The organism is Embleya hyalina, assembly GCF_003967355.1.
Classification (GTDB): Bacteria; Actinomycetota; Actinomycetes; order Streptomycetales; family Streptomycetaceae; genus Embleya; species Embleya hyalina.
Window position 1 is genome coordinate 134894 of record NZ_BIFH01000041.1, and the last position, 17589, is coordinate 152482.

Sequence of the window (17589 nt, forward strand, 5' to 3'; positions counted from 1 at the left end):
CGACGTTGAGCGGTACCGAAGACCTCCTCGTCGCCTTCCACGACTACCGTCGCCCGCTCGCCCCCGCCGGCGTCTACACCCTCACGGCGGAGCACCACCTGACCAAGGGCGGCGACCGGGTCGACGCGAACCCGGCCATCCCGACCACCACGCGGCAGTTCGAGATCCGCGCGGTCCGGTTCGTGCTCGACCCGGCGTCCGTGCACGCCCACTACCCCGCCGAGGGCGCCGCGGGCGACTTCCGCCGTACCCTGCCGCACATCACGCTGGACCGCTCCATCCTGCCCTGGGAACGGCTGACCAAGGGCCGCGCGGTACCCGAACAGGCGCCCTGGCTGGCGCTGATGCTCTTCCGGGCGGGCGAACTGCCCGACGACCCCGAGGGAATGGGCCGCACCACCACCCGTACCGTCGCCGAACTGCGCGACCCCGGCGCCGGCATCCTCGGCCCCGACCTCAGCGACGAGGGCATCACCCCGGGTGTCGCGGCGAGCCGCTGCCAGAGCATCGACGTGCCCGCCGCGCTGTTCACCGCGCTCGTACCGCGCGAGGACGAACTGCACTACCTCGCCCACGTCCGCGACGTCGCCACCAAGCCGCGACTCCTCGACGACGGCGAGATCCCGACCGAGGGTCGGTACGCCGTCCTGGCCGCCAACCGACTCCCCCGGCACACCGGCACCTACACCGCGCACCTGGTCTCCCTGGAGGGCTTCGACGGCAAGCTCGACCCCGGCCGACTGGACGCCGACATCCGGTTCGTGCGGCTGTGCGTACTGCACTCGTGGACGTTCACCAGCGACCCGGCCGGCACCCGCGACGCCGCCGCCCTGCTGGGCAACCTCGTCGCCCCCGCGCGCACCGACCGGGAGAACCTGGCGCTGCGCCTGCGCCCGAACGGCGAGGTCGCGGCCCGATCCACCGGGGACGCCGAGGACTACACCCGCCGCCGACTGCACCTGGGCTACACCCCGGTGCCGTACCGGCTGCTGTCCGGGGAGACCACCTACGGCTGGTACCGCGGCCCGTTCGTCCCCGTGATCGCCGCCGAGACCCGCGACTTCGCCCGGGACACGCCCAAGACCACCGCCGACCACGCGTTGATCTACGAACCCGAACACGGCCTGTTCGACGTCTCCTACGCCGCCGCCTGGACCCTCGGCCGCACCCTGGCGCTGAGCGACCCCGACTACAGCGAGGAGATCACCCGCGCCCGGCGCGAACTCGCCAACACCGCGGCGACCGTGATGGCCCGAGCCGCGGCCGGCCGGGCACTCGCCGACGGCGACCCGGACGGGCGGACCCTGCGCGAGTTGGCCGATCCCGGCTTCGCCGCCCGCCTGCTCGACGCACTCGGCCGCCCGCCGGCCACGCCCGACCGGGCGGCCCCGACGCCGACGCGGCGCCGGCGTACCCGCCCGACCCGGCAGGGCGCCCGCGCCGCGCTCGCGGCCGAAGCCGCGACGGCGGCCCTGACCGCCGCCGCCGAACGACACACCCGCACGCTGCCGGCCTGGCTGGACGAACTGACCCTGCTGCGCCGCGTACCGTTCAACTACCTCGTCCCACACCCCGCGATGCTCCCCCCGGAATCGATCCGGCTCTTCCGCATCGACGAGAACTGGATCGAGGCGCTGCTCGCGGGCGCGCGCGACGTCGGCGTACACAGCTCCCTCGACGCCCTCGCCGACACCGCGCTCACCGCCGCCGTCGACCGGCGCCGCACCCGTACCCGCACCGGGGCGGCCGGCCGCGCCGGACTGCTGATCCGCTCCGAACTAGTGGAAGCCTGGCCGGTGTTCGACCTCATCGCGAGCATCGCCGGCGCCGACGTCGGCGAACTGCGCCGCGACCACCTCGCCCCCGACACCCTGCTGGTGCTCCTGGACGCCGTGCCCGACGAGATCGTCATCCGCGAACCCGGCCAGGGCATCCACTTCGGCATCGACAGCAAGGAGGGGGCCGGCGACAACAGCGTGATCAACCTGCGCGACCACCGACCCGGCGACAACCTCGGCCACCCGCTGCGCCGCGACTACCCCGCCGAGGGCGGCCTGCTCACCCGCCACCTGCGCCTGCCGCACGAGGGCGACGTCCCGCAGGTGCTCGCCCTGCGCGGCGACCGGGGCCTGGTACCCGCGCTCGCCGCCGGGCTCGACCCCGCGCTGCGCGACCTCGCGCCGGGCGAGTTCGCCCTGCAACTCGTCAACGCCCCCGTCGAGCAACGCCTGACCCTCGACCCCGCGCCGGAACGGGAGAGCGCCCGATGACCGACACCGATCCGACGACCGGCAGCGCCTCGACGGCCGACACCGACCTGATCGTCCCCGTCGAGGTCCACGCGCTCCTCGCCACGCGTGACGTGGCCGCGTACGACGACTTTCGTCGCTGGAGCCCGCGCTACCCGTGGACCTTCGCCGAGGAGTTCCGCAGCAACGCCGAACCGCCCGTCCAGTACGCCGAGGGCAACCCCGAAGAGGGCATCCATGTCCAGTGGCAGTTGCCCGAGGCGCTGAGCACCGGCGTGATCGACGCCGCCACCGGTGTCAGCACGTTCCCGCTGGTGCCGAACCGTTGGCTCGTGGTCCGCTACGCGGAGGTGCGGGGCACGCTGAAGGCTGCCGGGTTCCTGGTCCACTCCGACTACTTGGAGAAGGCCGACGGTGGGCCCGTCGAGTCCGCCTTCACTCCGTTCGTGGACCCGGCGTCGCCCAGGGAGCGGCCTCGCGCCGACTACATCGGCCGGGCGCATGCACTGAGCGAGGGGCCCTGGCGCGAGCCGGCCGCCCGGCCCCTGTTCCTCACCGCCATCGGCAGTGGACTGCCCGCGTTCGCGGCGTTCGCGCCGTACCACGAGAACGTGTTCCTCTTCCACGACACCCTCGCCGACCTGAAAGCCAACGACAACCACCCACCGCCGTGCACCGTGAGCTACCAGGTGATCGGCTGGTACAGCCGGGACGACGCCGACATCCTCGCCACCGCCCGCGACATCGCCGGCCTGCTGCCCCCCGACGCCGACCCCGACGACCCGGCGGACGTGCTCCGGGCACTGGGCTGGGCCGCGCCCGACGGCATGCCGAGCACGATCACCCGCACCCGGTACGTCGGTACCGCCCTCGGCATCCCCTGGGACCGCGAGGGTGGACACCCCGAGTCCGACCGCCCCGCGAGCGGAAACGTCAACGTCGCCATCGGCCACAGCACCGCCGACGCCGTCGCCGCGCTCGCCGCGCAGCCGACCGGCGACACCGACCTCGCCGACCGGGTCCGCGCCCTGTTCCACGGCAACCCCGACGAACTCGACCACCCCGACGGGCAGGTCTCCCTGGACGAGATCACCCGCCGGTCGTGGTTCAGCGGACACGACGGCGGCGCCCGCTGGCAGGTGGTCAACCGACCCAACGGACAGGCCGACAACCAGGCCCCGCCGCCGGCGCAACCGGACTGGATCGCGGACCTCAACGACGACCAGGACGACTACGACCGGGCCGGCCACGACCTCGCCGCCGCGCAGTGGCGGCTCTGGCGCCTGTGGTGGTTGCGCCACCTGCCCGAGAACCGCCGCCCGCTCGACTTCGACCTCGACGAGGTCGCCTGGGACGCGCGGATCCGGGACGCCGGCACGCGGGTGACGGACTGCCGGGCCGAAGTCGAACGGCTCGCGCCCAAGGTCCCGCACGGGCTCACTCCCGAAACGCTCCAGGCCGCGATCGATCGCCACGCGGAAACCCGCGAACTGCCCGCCGAGTTGGAGCTGAGGCGCACCCCTCGGCAGAGCTTCCACAGCCCCGCAGACCCCGTCCTCGCGCTCACCGGCTCGGGTACGTCACAACCGCTCGGCCGGGACGAGGACGACCCGCTGCCGTGCCGGCTGCCGTCCCGGCTGCTGACCCGGGTGAAGATCAACGGCACTTGGGCGGACGTCTCCGGCACCCCGCTGCTGCCCGTCAACACCCCCGAAGTGCCGGGCGGCATCAGGGCGTTGGTGGCGGAGTTCGCCCTGCTCGACCGGGCCGTACGCACCCCGACGACCGGTGGCGAGCCCGCGCGCACCGCGCTGCACGCCGTCGTCGCCGACCCGGACGCCAACTCCGTGGGTCCGTGGCCCGAATACACCGGCGTGTGGCGGCAACCCTGGCTGCCGCTCTACCTCCAGTGGGAGGTCAAGTATTGCGCCACCCCGTACCGGAGTCCGGACGCCACCCTCAACTGGGAGTTCGGCCCCGGTCGCGACGGCGACCCCGAACCCGACATCCACCGTTACCGCTGGCAGGGTACGAACGCGGCCGAGGGCGACGGGGACGGCGGCCGACGGTGGACCGCCTTCGGCGCACGTGCCTTCGTCACCCCTTCCACCCGCTACGTACTGCGCGAGCAGGCGCGCCGACTCGCCGACCACGCGCCGCCGGAGCTGGCCCGGCAACTGCGGGACATGCGCTCGGAGTTGGAGACAATGGATGTGCTCTCCCAGAGCCTCGACGGCTTCCACGACTGGCTCCTCCAGCAGGACGGCGCCGCCCAGGCCGTCACCGACGCGTCCGTCCTGGCCCTGGCCGGGGAGACCAACCACGTCCCCGACGGCGCCGAGGGTCATGGCACGCGGCGTTTCCAGCCGGTACGGGCCGGCCAGTTCCACTTCATCGAACTGATCGTCGTCGACCGCTTCGGCCGGGTGTGCTCGCTGGTGCAGCCGGTCGGCAGCCAGCCCATCCACTTTCCGCTCGTGCGGGCGGAGAGCGTGGTGCCGGATCGCGATCTGTTCCGCGACCCGCCCGGCCCGCAGCGCTTCGTGCAACTGCCGCCCCGGATCGCACAACCAGCCCGGGTGCGGCTGGATCCCGTGCCGCTGCGGGTCGACGAGCCGCCCGCGGAGGTGGATGGGGCCGGAACCGGGGCCGTCGAGGTCGCGGGATCGGCCGGCGCCGAGACGCCGGTGGCCGGATGGCTGCTGGTCAACCACCTCGACCGGACCCTCCTGGCCTACGGCCCCGACGGGGAGCCGTTGGGCGAACTGCGGGTGGTCCGCGACGTCGACAACATCCGTACCACTGCCTGGAATACGCTTCCGCACGCGCCGTTCCGGCACCCGGACGACGACGACTTCGCCGCCGCCTACCCGCACCTCGCGGCCTTCGCGCGTGGCCTGCTCAGCCACGAGCTGGCGGCATTCGAGGCACTGACCGAGACGATCGACACCGCGCTCGACCACATCGTCGAGCCCGCGCCCGACGAGGACCGGTCCCCGGCGCGGTTGATCGGGCGCCCCATCGCACTCGTCCGGGCCCGGCTCAACCTGGACCTGATGGGTGAGCCGCTGAGCGACCCGAGTTGGAAACGTGCGCTCGTGCCGGCGGGCGAGCCCTACCCCGACGCGGGTGAGTACCCCGACCATCGCGACTACCCGGACTATCGCTGGACCGTACGGCTGGGCGATCCCGACCGGCTCTCCGACGGGCTCATCGGCTACTTCGCCGCCGACGACCACGACCGGCGCACCCGGTACCACCGCTTCCACGCCGTCGACCCGAACGGTCCGGCCAACACGTACGTCACGGCGATCGACACCGGCGCCCACCTCACCGTGCCGGCTCGGCCCGCCGATCGTCCCGCCACCCACCACCTGACCCTGCTGGCCTGCCCGCACACCGCCGTGCACGCCACGACCGACATCCTGCCCGTCGCCGAGGTCGGGGTGGACGCCGACACCACGCATCGGGCCCTGGCCCGGATCCGCGCCTCGTTCCGGCTCAATCCCCTGCTCGCCCCCGACCGCTTCGGCCCGCCCACCGCCTCGGCCTCCGCCGAGGCCGGCGCCGGGCATCCCGCCGCCGCCATGGCCGACGGCGACCCGAGTACCTCCTACGAGAGCGTCGAACCGCCGGTCGCCGGCGACTGGGTCGGCCTCGACCTGCACGTGGAACGGGAGGTGGCGGGCGTCGACATCCTCCTCGGCCGGGCCGACGGCAGCGGCATTCCGGCGGCGACCGAACTGGAGGCGTCCGCCGACGGCGAGCAGTGGACCGTGCTGCGGGGCTACGACCGGGTGGCCGAGATCCACCACGACGTGGAACCCCCGCTCGCCGTGCGCTTCCTGCGGCTGCGGTACACCGGCGCCGCCGACGAGCCGTGGGCCGTCCGGGAGTTCGGCGTGCGGGCCGAACCGCCGGACAGCTCCCTCGTGATGCCCCGCCCCGCCGCCTGGCACGGCGAGTGGACCTGGGCCGAACCGATCGTGGTGGACGGCACCGCCGACGGCGCGGCACTGCCGGACTGGGACGAGCACGTCATCCACAACGCGGACCCGTTGTCCCACCCCGACGCACCGTTGCCGGTGGCCCGTTCGGGCTACCTCCAACTGCAACCGGCGGGCTCGGTGCGCAGGCGCGCGGCGGCGGTGGGCGGCGGGGGTTCGCCGGCTCCGACGGTGGCCCCGGTTGCCCCGGTTGCCCCGGTCGAGGAAGGAAGTGCTTCGTGACCAGCCCCGATTCGGCGCTGCTGCTCCCGTACCGCCTGGAGCACACCCCGGCGCCGGCCACCCGACCCGAGGAGACGGCCCTCCACCGTGTCCGGCTCACCGTCGGCGACGACCCGGAGGGCCGCACCGCCTGGCCGGTGCGCTGCGCGCGGATCGCCCTCGCGCTCCCGACCGCCCACGACGCGGTCGTACGGACCGGCGAACCCGTGATCCTGCGCACCCGACTGGACGTGCGACGCGGCCCCGGGCGCGGCCGACAGTGGCTGGTCGAAACCGGCACCACCGACCCGACCACCACCCTCCTCACCCTCACCCCCGCCGAACCGGCCGGTTTCGACGGCAGTTGGACCCTCACCCTCATCCTCGACATCAGCACCCCGCTCGGCACCCTGAGCCGGATCACCGAGGACACCGCGCCGGGTGACGGCCCCCCGCAGCGCCGCGCCGGGAACACCACTCTCACCACCGCCACCGCCACGCCGTCCGAGAGAGTTGGAGAGCCGTGACCACCGCCGCCCTTCCCATGCTGCTCCCGCCCGCCATGGTGCCCGAGCCGGCGACGCCGAACGTCTCGACGTTCGCCAAACCGGAGTACGCCAAACTGACCCTCACCTACGGCAAGGTGAAGTCGGGCGGCTCCTGGCCCGTGCACTGCAAGTGGTTCAAGGTCCGGATCCCGACCGGCCGTCAGGCATCCGCGCTGACCGGCGAACCGGGGCTGATCAAGTACGAGTTGACCGTCCCCGCCGGCAAGCGGCAGTGGACCGTGGACCGCGACACCCGCGACCCGAACCAGGTGATCTTCACGTGTTCGCCGCCGCCGGACGAGCCCGCCGCGTTCGACGGAACCTGGAGCGTCGTCCTGGAGTTGTGGGGCATCGAGGTCAACGGCGGAGTCGGCCCGGTCGACATCGTCTGGGAGGAATCAACCTCGACCACCGGAGCGACCGGCCGGTTCGAGGAGCGCGAGGGTCGAGGCGAAGTGCGCAAGCGCGACGACTCGTTCTACCTGCACAGCTTCCGACCGGCCACCGTCGCCATCGCCCGCAACACCAAGGCCACCCTCCTGTGGGACGGCACCCCACACGCGACGTACACCATGTACTACCGAAAGCCGGACGGCACCCAGGGCTCCGCCCCGGCCAGTAACGGCAGTTGGACCTCCCCGGTGGCCCTGGTCGACGACTCCAGCTTCACCCTCGAAGCCAAGATGGGCAACGAAGTCCGCTACCTCACCACATACATCAAGGTCAACACCCCGGACATCGCCGTCACCAGCGTGGCGGCCCCGACCACCGCCGGCACCATCGCCGTCAAGAACACCCTGGCACTCGAGGGCAAGGCCGGGCTGACCATCCCGCAGAACGGCGGCCAGATCACCGTCTTCGGCGCACTCACCGCGAAGGCCGGCCCGGCGGCAACCACGGGCGAACTCACCGCCAACGGCCCGCTCACCACGAACAGCACCATCACGGCCAAGGGCAACGTCACCGTCGAGTCCGGCAAGTCCCTGACCGTCAACGGCAACGTCACCGTCGACCCCGGCGCCAACGGATACATCTGGCTCAAGACGGGCCGCCTGGACATCAAGGACACGGCCAACATGAACGTCTACGGCACCCTGGCCGTCATCAAGGTCAAGTCCACGATCAACGGCGCCTTCACGGTCGAGAACAGCATCAGCCAAACGTCGGGTTCGATCAGCACGACCGGCAACATCACGGCTACCGGCAACATCACCGCAGGCGGTCACCGGGTGCTGCGGGCGGGTGACACGTTGCGTTTCGTCAGCCACACGAACAGGTACCTCGAGGAGGATGTGGCCGGTTCGTCGCAGGAGTTCGTGCCCGTCGACACCTCCAGGACCCTCTACCGGAATTCCGACTGGAAGACTTACCACGTAGCCTCAACCCTCTCGTCCGAAGAGGCCGCCGAGAACGCCCAACAATCCGTGGAGGTCAAACAGGAGAAGGAGACGGCAACCGTCGATCCCGAGTCCTGACTCCGCCGGAGCGGAGGGAAGTGGCAGGGCCCGCCGGAATGGATCGGCGGGCCCCGGAAGACAGCGTGCGGTCACGCGTGTTGCCTCTCGATGTCCGTCCGCCGGTCTCGGTCGCGACACCAGACCACTTGCCCGACTGCGGCCGTGTCGGCGATGGTGGCGGTGAGGCCGAAGTCGGGGACGGTGGGGCGCTGTTGGCCATCCCACCAGCGCCAGGCCGTCTCGACCTCGTCCCACAGGCGTCGTGGTTCGCTCTGGAGGGTGTTCGGGGTGTACCCGGCGGCGGCGGCGACGGAATGCCCGTGGCCTGTGTCGGCGGTGTACAGCCACAGGCTTCCGCCACCCCGGTCGTCCGGAACGGGCTGGGCGAGGCAGTCAACGCGGTGGCCATCGTGAACGGTCCGCTCGCGGAGCGTCCGTCCGCGTCGACGACCAGGCGCAGGGTGCAGTCTCCGGTGGTGAAGTCGGTGCCCCAGGGCATGACGATGACCGCGCCCGGCCTCCTTGTTCGATCCAGGTCCCAGGGACACCGCCAACCAGGACCTCGCCGCGGAGCTGCGGACCGCGTTCGCCGACCGCAGGCCCGGCGACCCGTCGGTGGGGACGGTGGAGCGGGACGCGTCGGGACGGCTGTGCCCGGTCCCCTTTCCGGGTCTCGGGCCGGATCCGCTGCCGAACTGTCCCGAGACGGGCACGAAATGGTCCCGGGCGTGGGCGGCGGCATCGACGCGCCGATCACCGAACCGGGCACCCGGGTGGGAACTCGTCGCCGGTGACTCCGCGCCGGATCGACAGGGCTGCGGCGTCATTCCGGAGCGTCATGCGGCGCCGTGGGGGTGTCGGCTTCGCCGTCGAGCCGTTCCGCGACGATCATGGCCACATCGTCGGCCAGGCGGCCCTGGGTGTGACGGAGCAATCCCCGGTGCAGTTCCTCGAGGAACTCCGACGGGGCGCATGTCGGCACCGCTTCCATTGCCTCGGGCAGCGCGAAGAAATCGTTGTCGCGGTTGCGTGCCTCGAGAACGCCGTCGGTGTGCAGCAGCAGACGGTCGCCGGGGAGGAACACATAGCTCTCCGCCTCGCCCAAAGGACCGGTGATCAGGTCCTCCAGGCCGAGGGGCGGAAGTGGCGAGGGGGGCATCAGAGCGTGAACCGTGCCCCGGCGCAGCACCAGCGGCGGCGGATGGCCGCAGTTGACCATCTCGACCACGGACCTGTCGGGTACCTGCGCCACGAGCACGGTGACGAACGACTCCGCCTGCTCCTCGTCGTCGTCCCGATCGATCGCCCACGGCATGGCGCGTTCGCGTCGCAACGCGGCCGCGCAGTGGGCCACGACCTCCACCAGGTCGTCCTCGTAGTGCACGGCCTCGCGGAACGCGCCCAGTACCACCGCGGCCGAGCGCACGGCGGGCAGCCCCTTGCCGCGGACGTCTCCGATGATCATCCGGACCCCGTACCGCGTCTGCACGGCTTCGTACAGGTCACCGCCGATCTGCGCGCCGCTCTCCGCCGCGAGGTACATGCTGGCGGTCCGCAGGGGGCCCAGGCGCGCGGGCACCGGCCGGAGCAGGACTCTCTGCGCCGCCTCGGCGATCCGGCGAATCCGCTCGAGTTCGTTCCGTCTGCGCGTGCGCATGAAACGACTGGTCATGACACTGGCCGCGGACACCAGGAGAATGGCCAGGAAATTCGTGTAGACCTGTTGGCTGCCCCACGCCTGGTTGTAGGTGGCGGTGCTCACGCTCACGGCCAGAGCGACGGCCGCCGCCGAGATCGTCCCCCTGGGGCCCATCGTGACCGCGGCCAGCGCCGGCGTCGCGGTCAGCAGGGGCCCGGTGTACAGAAAGTGCGCGGGCGAGAACTCGATCCCCACCACCACGAGTGCGATGGCGAACGGCACGCACCGCGCGAGTACGGTCAGGACCCGGCTGCGACCGCCGACTCCCGATCCGGGAGCCGAGCGTTGGAACGACCCCATACATACAGCTTGACTCCCCGAGGCGTCCGAAACGACCGCATCGGCGGGCCGGCCGCATCTCGTCGCCCGTTCGGGCCGGCGAAGATCGTCGAACGCCGGTCGGGACGCTTCCCGTCCGCATGACGCCTCGTCGACGGCGGCCACACGATCGGGGAAGCTCTTGCGTCGACAATCCACGCCCCGGTTTCGCGTCCCGGTGCCACGCCCGGGGCGACGGGCACCGGGATGGCGGCGCGTCTTCGTGCGGGTGCCGTGACGGCGCGGTTGTTCGCCGGCGTCAGGTCAGGCCGCCGTCCGCGGTCACGCTCTGGCCGGTGATCCAGGCCGCGTCGGGGGAGGCGAGGAAGGCCACGACGTTCGCGATGTCCTCGGGTCGGCCCAGTCGGCCCAGTGGGGTGCGTGCGACGAGTGCCTCGGTGGGCGCGCCGGCGGCCGCGAAGCCGTCGGTGTCGGTCGGTCCCGGCAGGACGCTGTTGACCGTGATGCCGCGGCCGCCCATCTCGCGGGCGAAGCCGCGTACGAGTTGTTCCCCGGCGGCCTTGGCGGCCGCGTACAGGGCCTCGCCGGGTGGGGAGAGTCTGGTGGCCACCGACGAGACGTAGACGATGCGTCCGCCGTCGCGCATACGTCGGCCGGCCTCGCGCAGCGCGACGAAGGCCGCTCGGGCGTTCAGGTCGAACACGTGCTCGTAGTCGTCGTCCGCGGCGTCGGCGAGGGGGCCGCGGACGAAACCGGCGGCATTGTGCACCAGGACGTCCAGGCCGCCCCAACGCTGCTCGGCCGTGTCGATCAGTGCCCGCAACTCGCCGGGGTCGGCGGCGTCCGCGCGTACCGCCACGGCGCGGCCGCCCAGCTCCTCCACGGCCTCGACCACCCGTCGGGCGGCGTCCGCGTCCGCGTGGTAGTTGACGACGACGGCCGATCCGTCGGCGGCCAGGCGCAGGGCCGTGGCCCGGCCGATCCCGCGGGAACCTCCCGTGACGACCGCGACGCGTTGACGCTCGCTCGACATGACGACCCCGTTCAGTCGATATCATCGATAGTCTGTATCATCGACTAAACAGTCGATGTCATGGACTTGTCAACTAGGCTCCACGCATGGCGAAGTCGACACCCGATGCGGAACTGGCGCGTGTACTGCTGGAGATGTGCTGTGTCGTCGAGGGCATCAGAGGCACCGTCAGCCGCGACCTCGAACTCACTCCACAACAGTCGCAACTGCTCACCGCCGTGGCCGAACGCGAGCTGACACACGGCGAGTTGGCGACCCGGCTCCACTGCGACAAGACGAACGTCACCGGGCTGGTCGACCGGCTCGAACGGCGCGACCTGGTGCGCCGGCGGCCCGACCCGAACGACCGGCGGGTCGCCAGGGTCCACCCGACCGATCGGGGCGAGGAACTGGTCGCCCGCTTCAGGGACGCGGTCACGGCGGCGATCGAGACGCGACTCGCGTCCTGGCCGTCCGACCTGCGACTGCGATTCGCCGAACTGGCGCAGACCGCGACCGGAGCCCTCCGCTCCTGACACACCGCGAGCACTTCGTGGTGCGGGCCGGCGAACTCGTCGGCCGGAGCCGGCCGTTTTCGGATGCTCCTCACGGACGAACCGCATCGGGTCGGTCGACGCTCCCGGTCCCACGCAACGCTGGCGCGGTACGCGCCCTCGTACTCGGTGGCCCGACCGCCACCGACGTCCGGCAGGCGCCGGCGTGGGATGCGGCGATCATCGCCGCCTTCGCGCCGATCGGGGTGTGGCTGTACCGCAGGGAACCCTGGGCACAGGGCCTGCCCCGCTCCGCTCGTGCCGTCCTGCGGCGCCGGCACCCGATCGTGCGTCCGGCCCCCGGCGGCCTTTCCTGCGGGAGGTTTCAGCCGAGCAGCAATACGGATAACTACCTATAAAATCAATAAATAGACACTAATGTGATATTTTTCTCCTGGAAATGATGCATATCAGGTGTTGAAGGAGCCGAGTCGTGCAACACGGATCCGACGGAAAGGCTGGACCGACCGCAGGTCTCGGCAGCCCCTCGGGCCCGGGAAGCGGGACGGGCACGAAGACGGGCACGGGCACGGGGACGGCACGAACCGACAGATTGTGCCTGCTCGCGGCTTTGGACGACCAAACGACGGACACCGACGTATTGACCGCCGCAGCGCAGCACGCGACCGCGGCGCTCGGTGGATTCGGCGCCATGGGACACCTGAGCGCAAGCGCCTCCCGGGGCTTGCATCTGATCGCGAGCAGCGGACTGCCCCGAGCCGTCACCCGCAACTGGGAGGACATCCGGATCACCGATTCGGTGGCTCCGGCGCGCGCCTTCCGAACCGGCGAGTTCGCGTTCGCGTCCACCGCGAACCGCCCCGAACGCAACCCCTCGGACCCGCCTCACCCGTCGCCCGCCGCGGACGTCTCGGCGCGCTCCGCGATGGCGGCCGTACCGCTGTCCGGACCGGACGGACCGCTCGGCGTCCTGTCGGTGCTGCTGCCGGTGACCGACGCGCTCTCCGCGGAGGAACGAACGTTTCTCGGGGAGGTGGCCCGGTGGGCGGCGGAACGGCTGCGGCTGGCCCCTCCCACGCCGGACACCGTCTCGCGCACTCTGCTGGGGACGCCACCGGAGCGTGCTCCCGGACAGGGCCCCGGTGAGACCTCCACCGAGTTCGAGTTCGAATTCGATGTGCAGGCGAACGAGGTCGTCCTCGACGAGCGGTTGCTCGACGCCATCGGCATCGAGCGGGAGACCTTCGACGGACGGCTCTCGACCTTCGACGACTACGTCCATCCCGATGACCTCCCCTGGGTGGTGGGAGACGTCGAACAGGCACTCAGGACCCGTGGCAGGGCGGACAGCGAGTACCGGGTTCGCCGCTCGGACGGGACGTATGCCTGGGTGCGCTTCCGCGGCCGGGCGGTCTCGCACCGGGGCAGCGAGCCGACTCGGCTGGTCGGCACCATGTCGTACACCACCGAGACCCATGCCGCGCTGGAATCGGTGGGGCGTGCCCTGGCACACATGAGCGACGGTTTCCTGTCCGTGGACCGCGACGGGCGGATCGGATTCGTCAACGTGGCCGCCGAGCGTCTGTTCGGCCGGCCGCGCGACCTGGTGGGGCGGTCGTTGTGGGGCGTCTACGTCGTGCGGAAGGTGCCCCTGCTGGAGGAGCGCTCCCGCCGAGCCGTCGCCACGGGGGTCCCCGACGGGTTCGAGGTGCCGTGGCCGGATACCGATCGCTGGTACCACCTACGGCTGGTCCCCCTTGCCGATGGACTCACCCTCTACATCACGGATGTCACCGAAAGACGCCTGCGCGAAGCGGAGCGCGCCGCCGCCGAACGCGCCGCCGCCGAGCGCGCCGCCTTCACGACCCGACTGACCCGAGCACTCGCCGAGGCGACCACGACCCGGGACGTGACCGCCGCCGTGGCCGAGAGCGTCCTTCCTCCCCTCCACGCGACCGGACTGGTCATCCTGGCCCTGGGGAACGAGCGACTGGACCTTGTCGGCTCCGTCGGCTATCCGCCGGCGCTCCTCGATCGCCTCCACGGCATGCCGGTCGTCGCCGCCACACCTCTGGGAGAGGTTCTGCGCACCCGCGCACCGAAGTTCATCGAGTCACCCGAAGACCTCGTCGCCGGCCATCCCGGGCCGGTGGACTGCCCGATCACCGAAGGGAAGCAGGCGTGGGCCTTCCTTCCGTTGATCGTCTCGGGCCGCGAGATCGGTGTGGTCGTCGTCTCCTTCGACCGGCCGCGACATCTCACCGGGGACGAACGGAGCCTGCTGACCGTGTTCGGCGGCCAACTCGCCCACACGCTCGAGCGGGCCCGGCAGTACGACGTGGCCACGACGCGCGCCCGTGACCTCCAGAACGCCCTCCTGCCCCGGGCCCTGCCGTCGCTTCCCGCGATCACCGCCGCCGCCCGATATCTGCCCGCCGGACACGGTGCGGACATCGGCGGCGACTGGTACGACATCATTCCGCTGTCCGGCGACCGTGTGGCTCTGGTCATCGGCGACGTCATGGGCCACGGCATGCCCGAGGCCGCCACCATGGGCCGCCTGCGCACCGCCGTGCGCACGCTCTCCGACCTCGAACTGCCTCCGGACGACGTCCTCACCCGACTCGACGACATCGTCGGCGAACTCGGGGAGGAGTCCTTCGTCACCTGCCTGTACGGCGTCTACGACCCGACCACCCAGATCCTCACGTATGCCAACGCCGGCCATCTCCCGCCCGTGGTCGCCCACCGCGACGGCACCGCGTCCCTGCTGACGTTCGATCCCGACCCGCCACTCGGGATCGCCGCCCCGCCCTTCGGCGTCCACGACGTGTCCCTGCCCGACGGCAGCTTCGTCGTCCTCTACACCGACGGTCTCGTGGAGACCCCGGGTCTCAACATCGACAAGGGCCTGCGTCACCTCACCGAGACCGTCGCCGCCGCTCTCGCCGACCGTGACGGGCCGGCCCGAGAACCCGACGAACTGTGCGACGCCGTCACCGCGGCCCTGCTGCCGGAGCACCGCCGCACCACCGACGACACCGCCCTCCTCGTCGCCCGCACCTGTTCCCTTTCGCCGGGTGACATCGCCACCTGGGCCCTCCCCGAAGACCCCACGGCCGCGGGCCAGGCCCGGCACCACGTCCACGAGCAGTTCCGGATCTGGCATTTGGGCGAGGAGCTGGAAATGGCCACCGAGCTCATCGTCAGCGAACTCGTCGGCAACGTCATCCGCCATGCGACGGGTCCGATCCAGTTGCGCCTGCTGCGCAGCCGCACCCTCATCTGCGAGGTCACCGACGGCAGTCTGACCACGCCTCACATCCGACACGCCCACGCGACGGACGAGGGTGGACGCGGCCTCCAACTCGTCGCCGCCATGGCTCAACGATGGGGAACGCGCTACACCCTCACCGGCAAGTGCATCTGGACCGAACAGGCACTCGACGCGTAAACGGCCGACACGACGCCGGCCCCGCCGGCGTGCCGCCTCGCCGCCTGCTCGATTGCCCGCGGGCTTCGACTACCGCACCACACCGTGCGACCTCCGGGAGTGGCGGGAGAGCGAGTCGAGGACCACCGCGGCGAGCAGCACACCACCGGTGATCATCGACTGCACCGACGTCTGGATGCCGATGAGCACCATCCCCGAGGCGATCGACTGGACGACCAGGACACCCAGCAGCGCGGACCAGGGTGTGCCGCGTCCGCCGAAGAGGCTGACGCCACCGATGACGGCCGCCGCGATGGCGTCGATCAGTAGGTTGGTGGAGCCCGAGGTCTGTCCCACCGAGGCGACGCGCGAGGCGAGGAACAGCCCGCCGAACGCGGCCAGCGTCCCGGAGACCGCGAACGCCGAGGCGCGGATCCACACCACGTTGATACCGGCGAGGCGGGCCGCCTCGGCACCACCCCCGATCGCGAAGATCTTCCGCCCATATCTGGTGCGCCGCAGGACGAAGTCCAGACCGACGACGAAGAGCAGGAAGATCAGCAGGGCGAGGGGCAGGCCCTCGAACCGGTTCAGCACGTACGCCGCCGCGAAGCCGATCACCGCCACGGTGCCGGTGCGCACGGCGATCCCGCCGAGCGAGCGGGACGAGACCCGGGCCGCCCTGCGGCGTCGCTCGTCGTGGTACGACGCGAGGAAGTACCCGGCCGCTCCGATCGCCGCGAGCCCGTACGCGACGGCCTCATTGTGGAAATAGCGTTCGGTCAGGGCGGAGACGAAGCCGCCGGAGTGCAGGTTGATGGTGCCGTTGGCACCCAGGACATAGAGCATCAGGCCGTTCCAGACCAGCAGTCCGGCCAGCGTGACGACGAAGGCGGGTACGCCGACCCTGGCGAAGAAGAACCCCTGAAGGGCACCGATCCCGCCCCCGACGAGGGCCGCGGTGACGGCCGCCAACCACTCGGGCATGCCACTGTTGACGTTCATCACGGCGAACACCGCCGCCGCGAGTCCGCTGACCGCGCCCACCGACAGGTCGATCTCGCCGAGCAGCAGAACGAAGACGAGCCCGACCGCGATCAGCCCCGTGCCGACGATGTCCACGCTGAGGTTGGAGAGATTGCGCGGGGACAGGAAGTGGTTGTCCAGGAGTTGGAAGGTCGTCCAGATCACGATGACCGCGCACACACCGGGAACCGAGCCGAGTTCACCGTTGCGCAGCCTGACGACGAAGTCGCTCGCGTAGCCCTTCGGGCCGGATGGGCGATCCCCGGCCCTCGGGTCGCGAGCGCCGGGCCGGTCGGTGACGGCCCCGGCCCTGTTGCGATCGATGTCGCCCGGTGTCTTCGTACCGGTCACAGCGTCGCCTCCCACGGCTGCGTCTTCCGGTGGGTCACGGCGTTGTCCGTGGCGCCGGTGATGGACGAGACGATCTGCTCCTGCGACGTGGTCAACACGTCGAAGAACCCGTTGTTGCGGCCGAGGCGCAACACCGCGACGTGGTCCGCGACGGCCTTGACGTCGCCGAGGTTGTGGCTGATCAGCAGGACGCCCAGGCCGCGTTCCCGCAGCCGCTCGATCAGATCGAGGAAGTGCGCGGTCTGCCCCACGCCCAGCGCCGCGGTGGGCTCGTCGAGGATCAGGACCTTGGGCTCGCTCAGCAGCGTCCGGGCTATCGCGACAGCCTGCCGCTGCCCTGCGGAGAGCGAGGCGACCGGCACCCTCGTCCTGGGGATGCGGACGGACAGCACGTCCAGCAGGTCGAGCTCCCTCGCGCGGCGCTCCATCGCCACCTCGTCGAGCACGCCCGCCCGGCAGATCTCGTGCCCCAGGAAGAGATTGCCGACCACGTCGAGGCTCTCGCACAGGGCCAGTTCCTGGTAGACGCTCGCGATGCCCAGCGACTGGGCATCGCGGGGCCGGCCGATCCGCACCGGCCGGCCGTTCCACTCGATGACGCCCTCGTCGGCGGGGCCGGCGCCGGTGATCACCTTGACGAGGGTGGTCTTGCCGGCTCCGTTGTCGCCCACCAGGGCGACGACTTCCCCGGCGTTGATCTCCAGCTCGACGCGCGTGAGCGCGTGGAGGGCGCCGAAACGTTTGCAGATCCCGCGCAGGGCCAGCAGCGGCGTCGTTGCCACGTGGACCATCTCCTTCGCCGCGACCGGTGG

At 71.4% G+C, this 17589-nt stretch carries 10 protein-coding genes; 6 read left to right on the forward strand and 4 right to left on the reverse strand.

Annotated features, from left to right (window positions below):
• Positions 1-5 precede the first annotated feature (5 nt).
• The 4 genes from EMA17_RS41495 to EMA17_RS41510 are packed head-to-tail and all read left to right on the forward strand — an operon-like array spanning position 6 to position 8480.
• Complete coding sequence (locus EMA17_RS41495) at positions 6-2270, forward strand: hypothetical protein (protein WP_126642408.1); 2265 nt, start codon at positions 6-8, stop codon at positions 2268-2270.
• The gene (locus tag EMA17_RS41500; protein ID WP_126642409.1) at positions 2267-6478 is read left to right on the forward strand and encodes a discoidin domain-containing protein; all 4212 of its coding nucleotides are present in this window, start codon (positions 2267-2269) and stop codon (positions 6476-6478) included. Before EMA17_RS41495 ends, EMA17_RS41500 begins: the two co-directional genes overlap by 4 nt.
• Positions 6475-6984 carry a hypothetical protein gene (locus tag EMA17_RS41505; protein WP_126642410.1) on the forward strand — a complete coding sequence of 170 codons (510 nt, stop codon included), beginning with the start codon at positions 6475-6477 and terminating at the stop codon, positions 6982-6984. Before EMA17_RS41500 ends, EMA17_RS41505 begins: the two co-directional genes overlap by 4 nt.
• A complete protein-coding gene (locus EMA17_RS41510) occupies positions 6981-8480 on the forward strand; it encodes a hypothetical protein (RefSeq protein ID WP_126642411.1) in 1500 nt (499 codons plus the stop codon). Before EMA17_RS41505 ends, EMA17_RS41510 begins: the two co-directional genes overlap by 4 nt.
• A gap of 805 nt (positions 8481-9285) precedes the next feature.
• Here EMA17_RS41510 and EMA17_RS41520 read toward each other — a convergent pair.
• Both EMA17_RS41520 and EMA17_RS41525 read right to left on the reverse strand, forming a co-directional pair.
• On the reverse strand, positions 9286-10461 hold the full coding sequence (locus EMA17_RS41520) for a PP2C family protein-serine/threonine phosphatase (RefSeq protein WP_126642412.1): 1176 nt from the start codon (positions 10459-10461) through the stop codon (positions 9286-9288).
• A 277-nt stretch (positions 10462-10738) separates the two neighbouring features.
• Complete coding sequence (locus EMA17_RS41525) at positions 10739-11473, reverse strand: SDR family oxidoreductase (RefSeq protein ID WP_126642413.1); 735 nt, start codon at positions 11471-11473, stop codon at positions 10739-10741.
• 86 nt (positions 11474-11559) lie between these two features.
• On the opposite strand from EMA17_RS41525, the gene EMA17_RS41530 reads away from it, so the two are divergent.
• A complete protein-coding gene (locus EMA17_RS41530) occupies positions 11560-11988 on the forward strand; it encodes a MarR family winged helix-turn-helix transcriptional regulator (RefSeq protein ID WP_126642414.1) in 429 nt (142 codons plus the stop codon).
• A gap of 589 nt (positions 11989-12577) precedes the next feature.
• On the forward strand, positions 12578-15421 hold the full coding sequence (locus EMA17_RS41540; protein ID WP_246127235.1) for a SpoIIE family protein phosphatase: 2844 nt from the start codon (positions 12578-12580) through the stop codon (positions 15419-15421).
• Positions 15422-15490: 69 nt separating this feature from the next.
• On the opposite strand, the gene EMA17_RS41545 is transcribed toward EMA17_RS41540, so the two are convergent.
• Together EMA17_RS41545 and EMA17_RS41550 are read right to left on the reverse strand one after the other, a co-directional pair.
• Entirely contained in the window at positions 15491-16777 is a 1287-nt protein-coding gene (locus tag EMA17_RS41545) for a sugar ABC transporter permease (protein WP_371863125.1), read from the reverse strand.
• Positions 16774-17568 carry an ATP-binding cassette domain-containing protein gene (locus EMA17_RS41550; protein WP_126642416.1) on the reverse strand — a complete coding sequence of 265 codons (795 nt, stop codon included), beginning with the start codon at positions 17566-17568 and terminating at the stop codon, positions 16774-16776. Before EMA17_RS41550 ends, EMA17_RS41545 begins: the two co-directional genes overlap by 4 nt.
• Positions 17569-17589 lie beyond the last annotated feature (21 nt).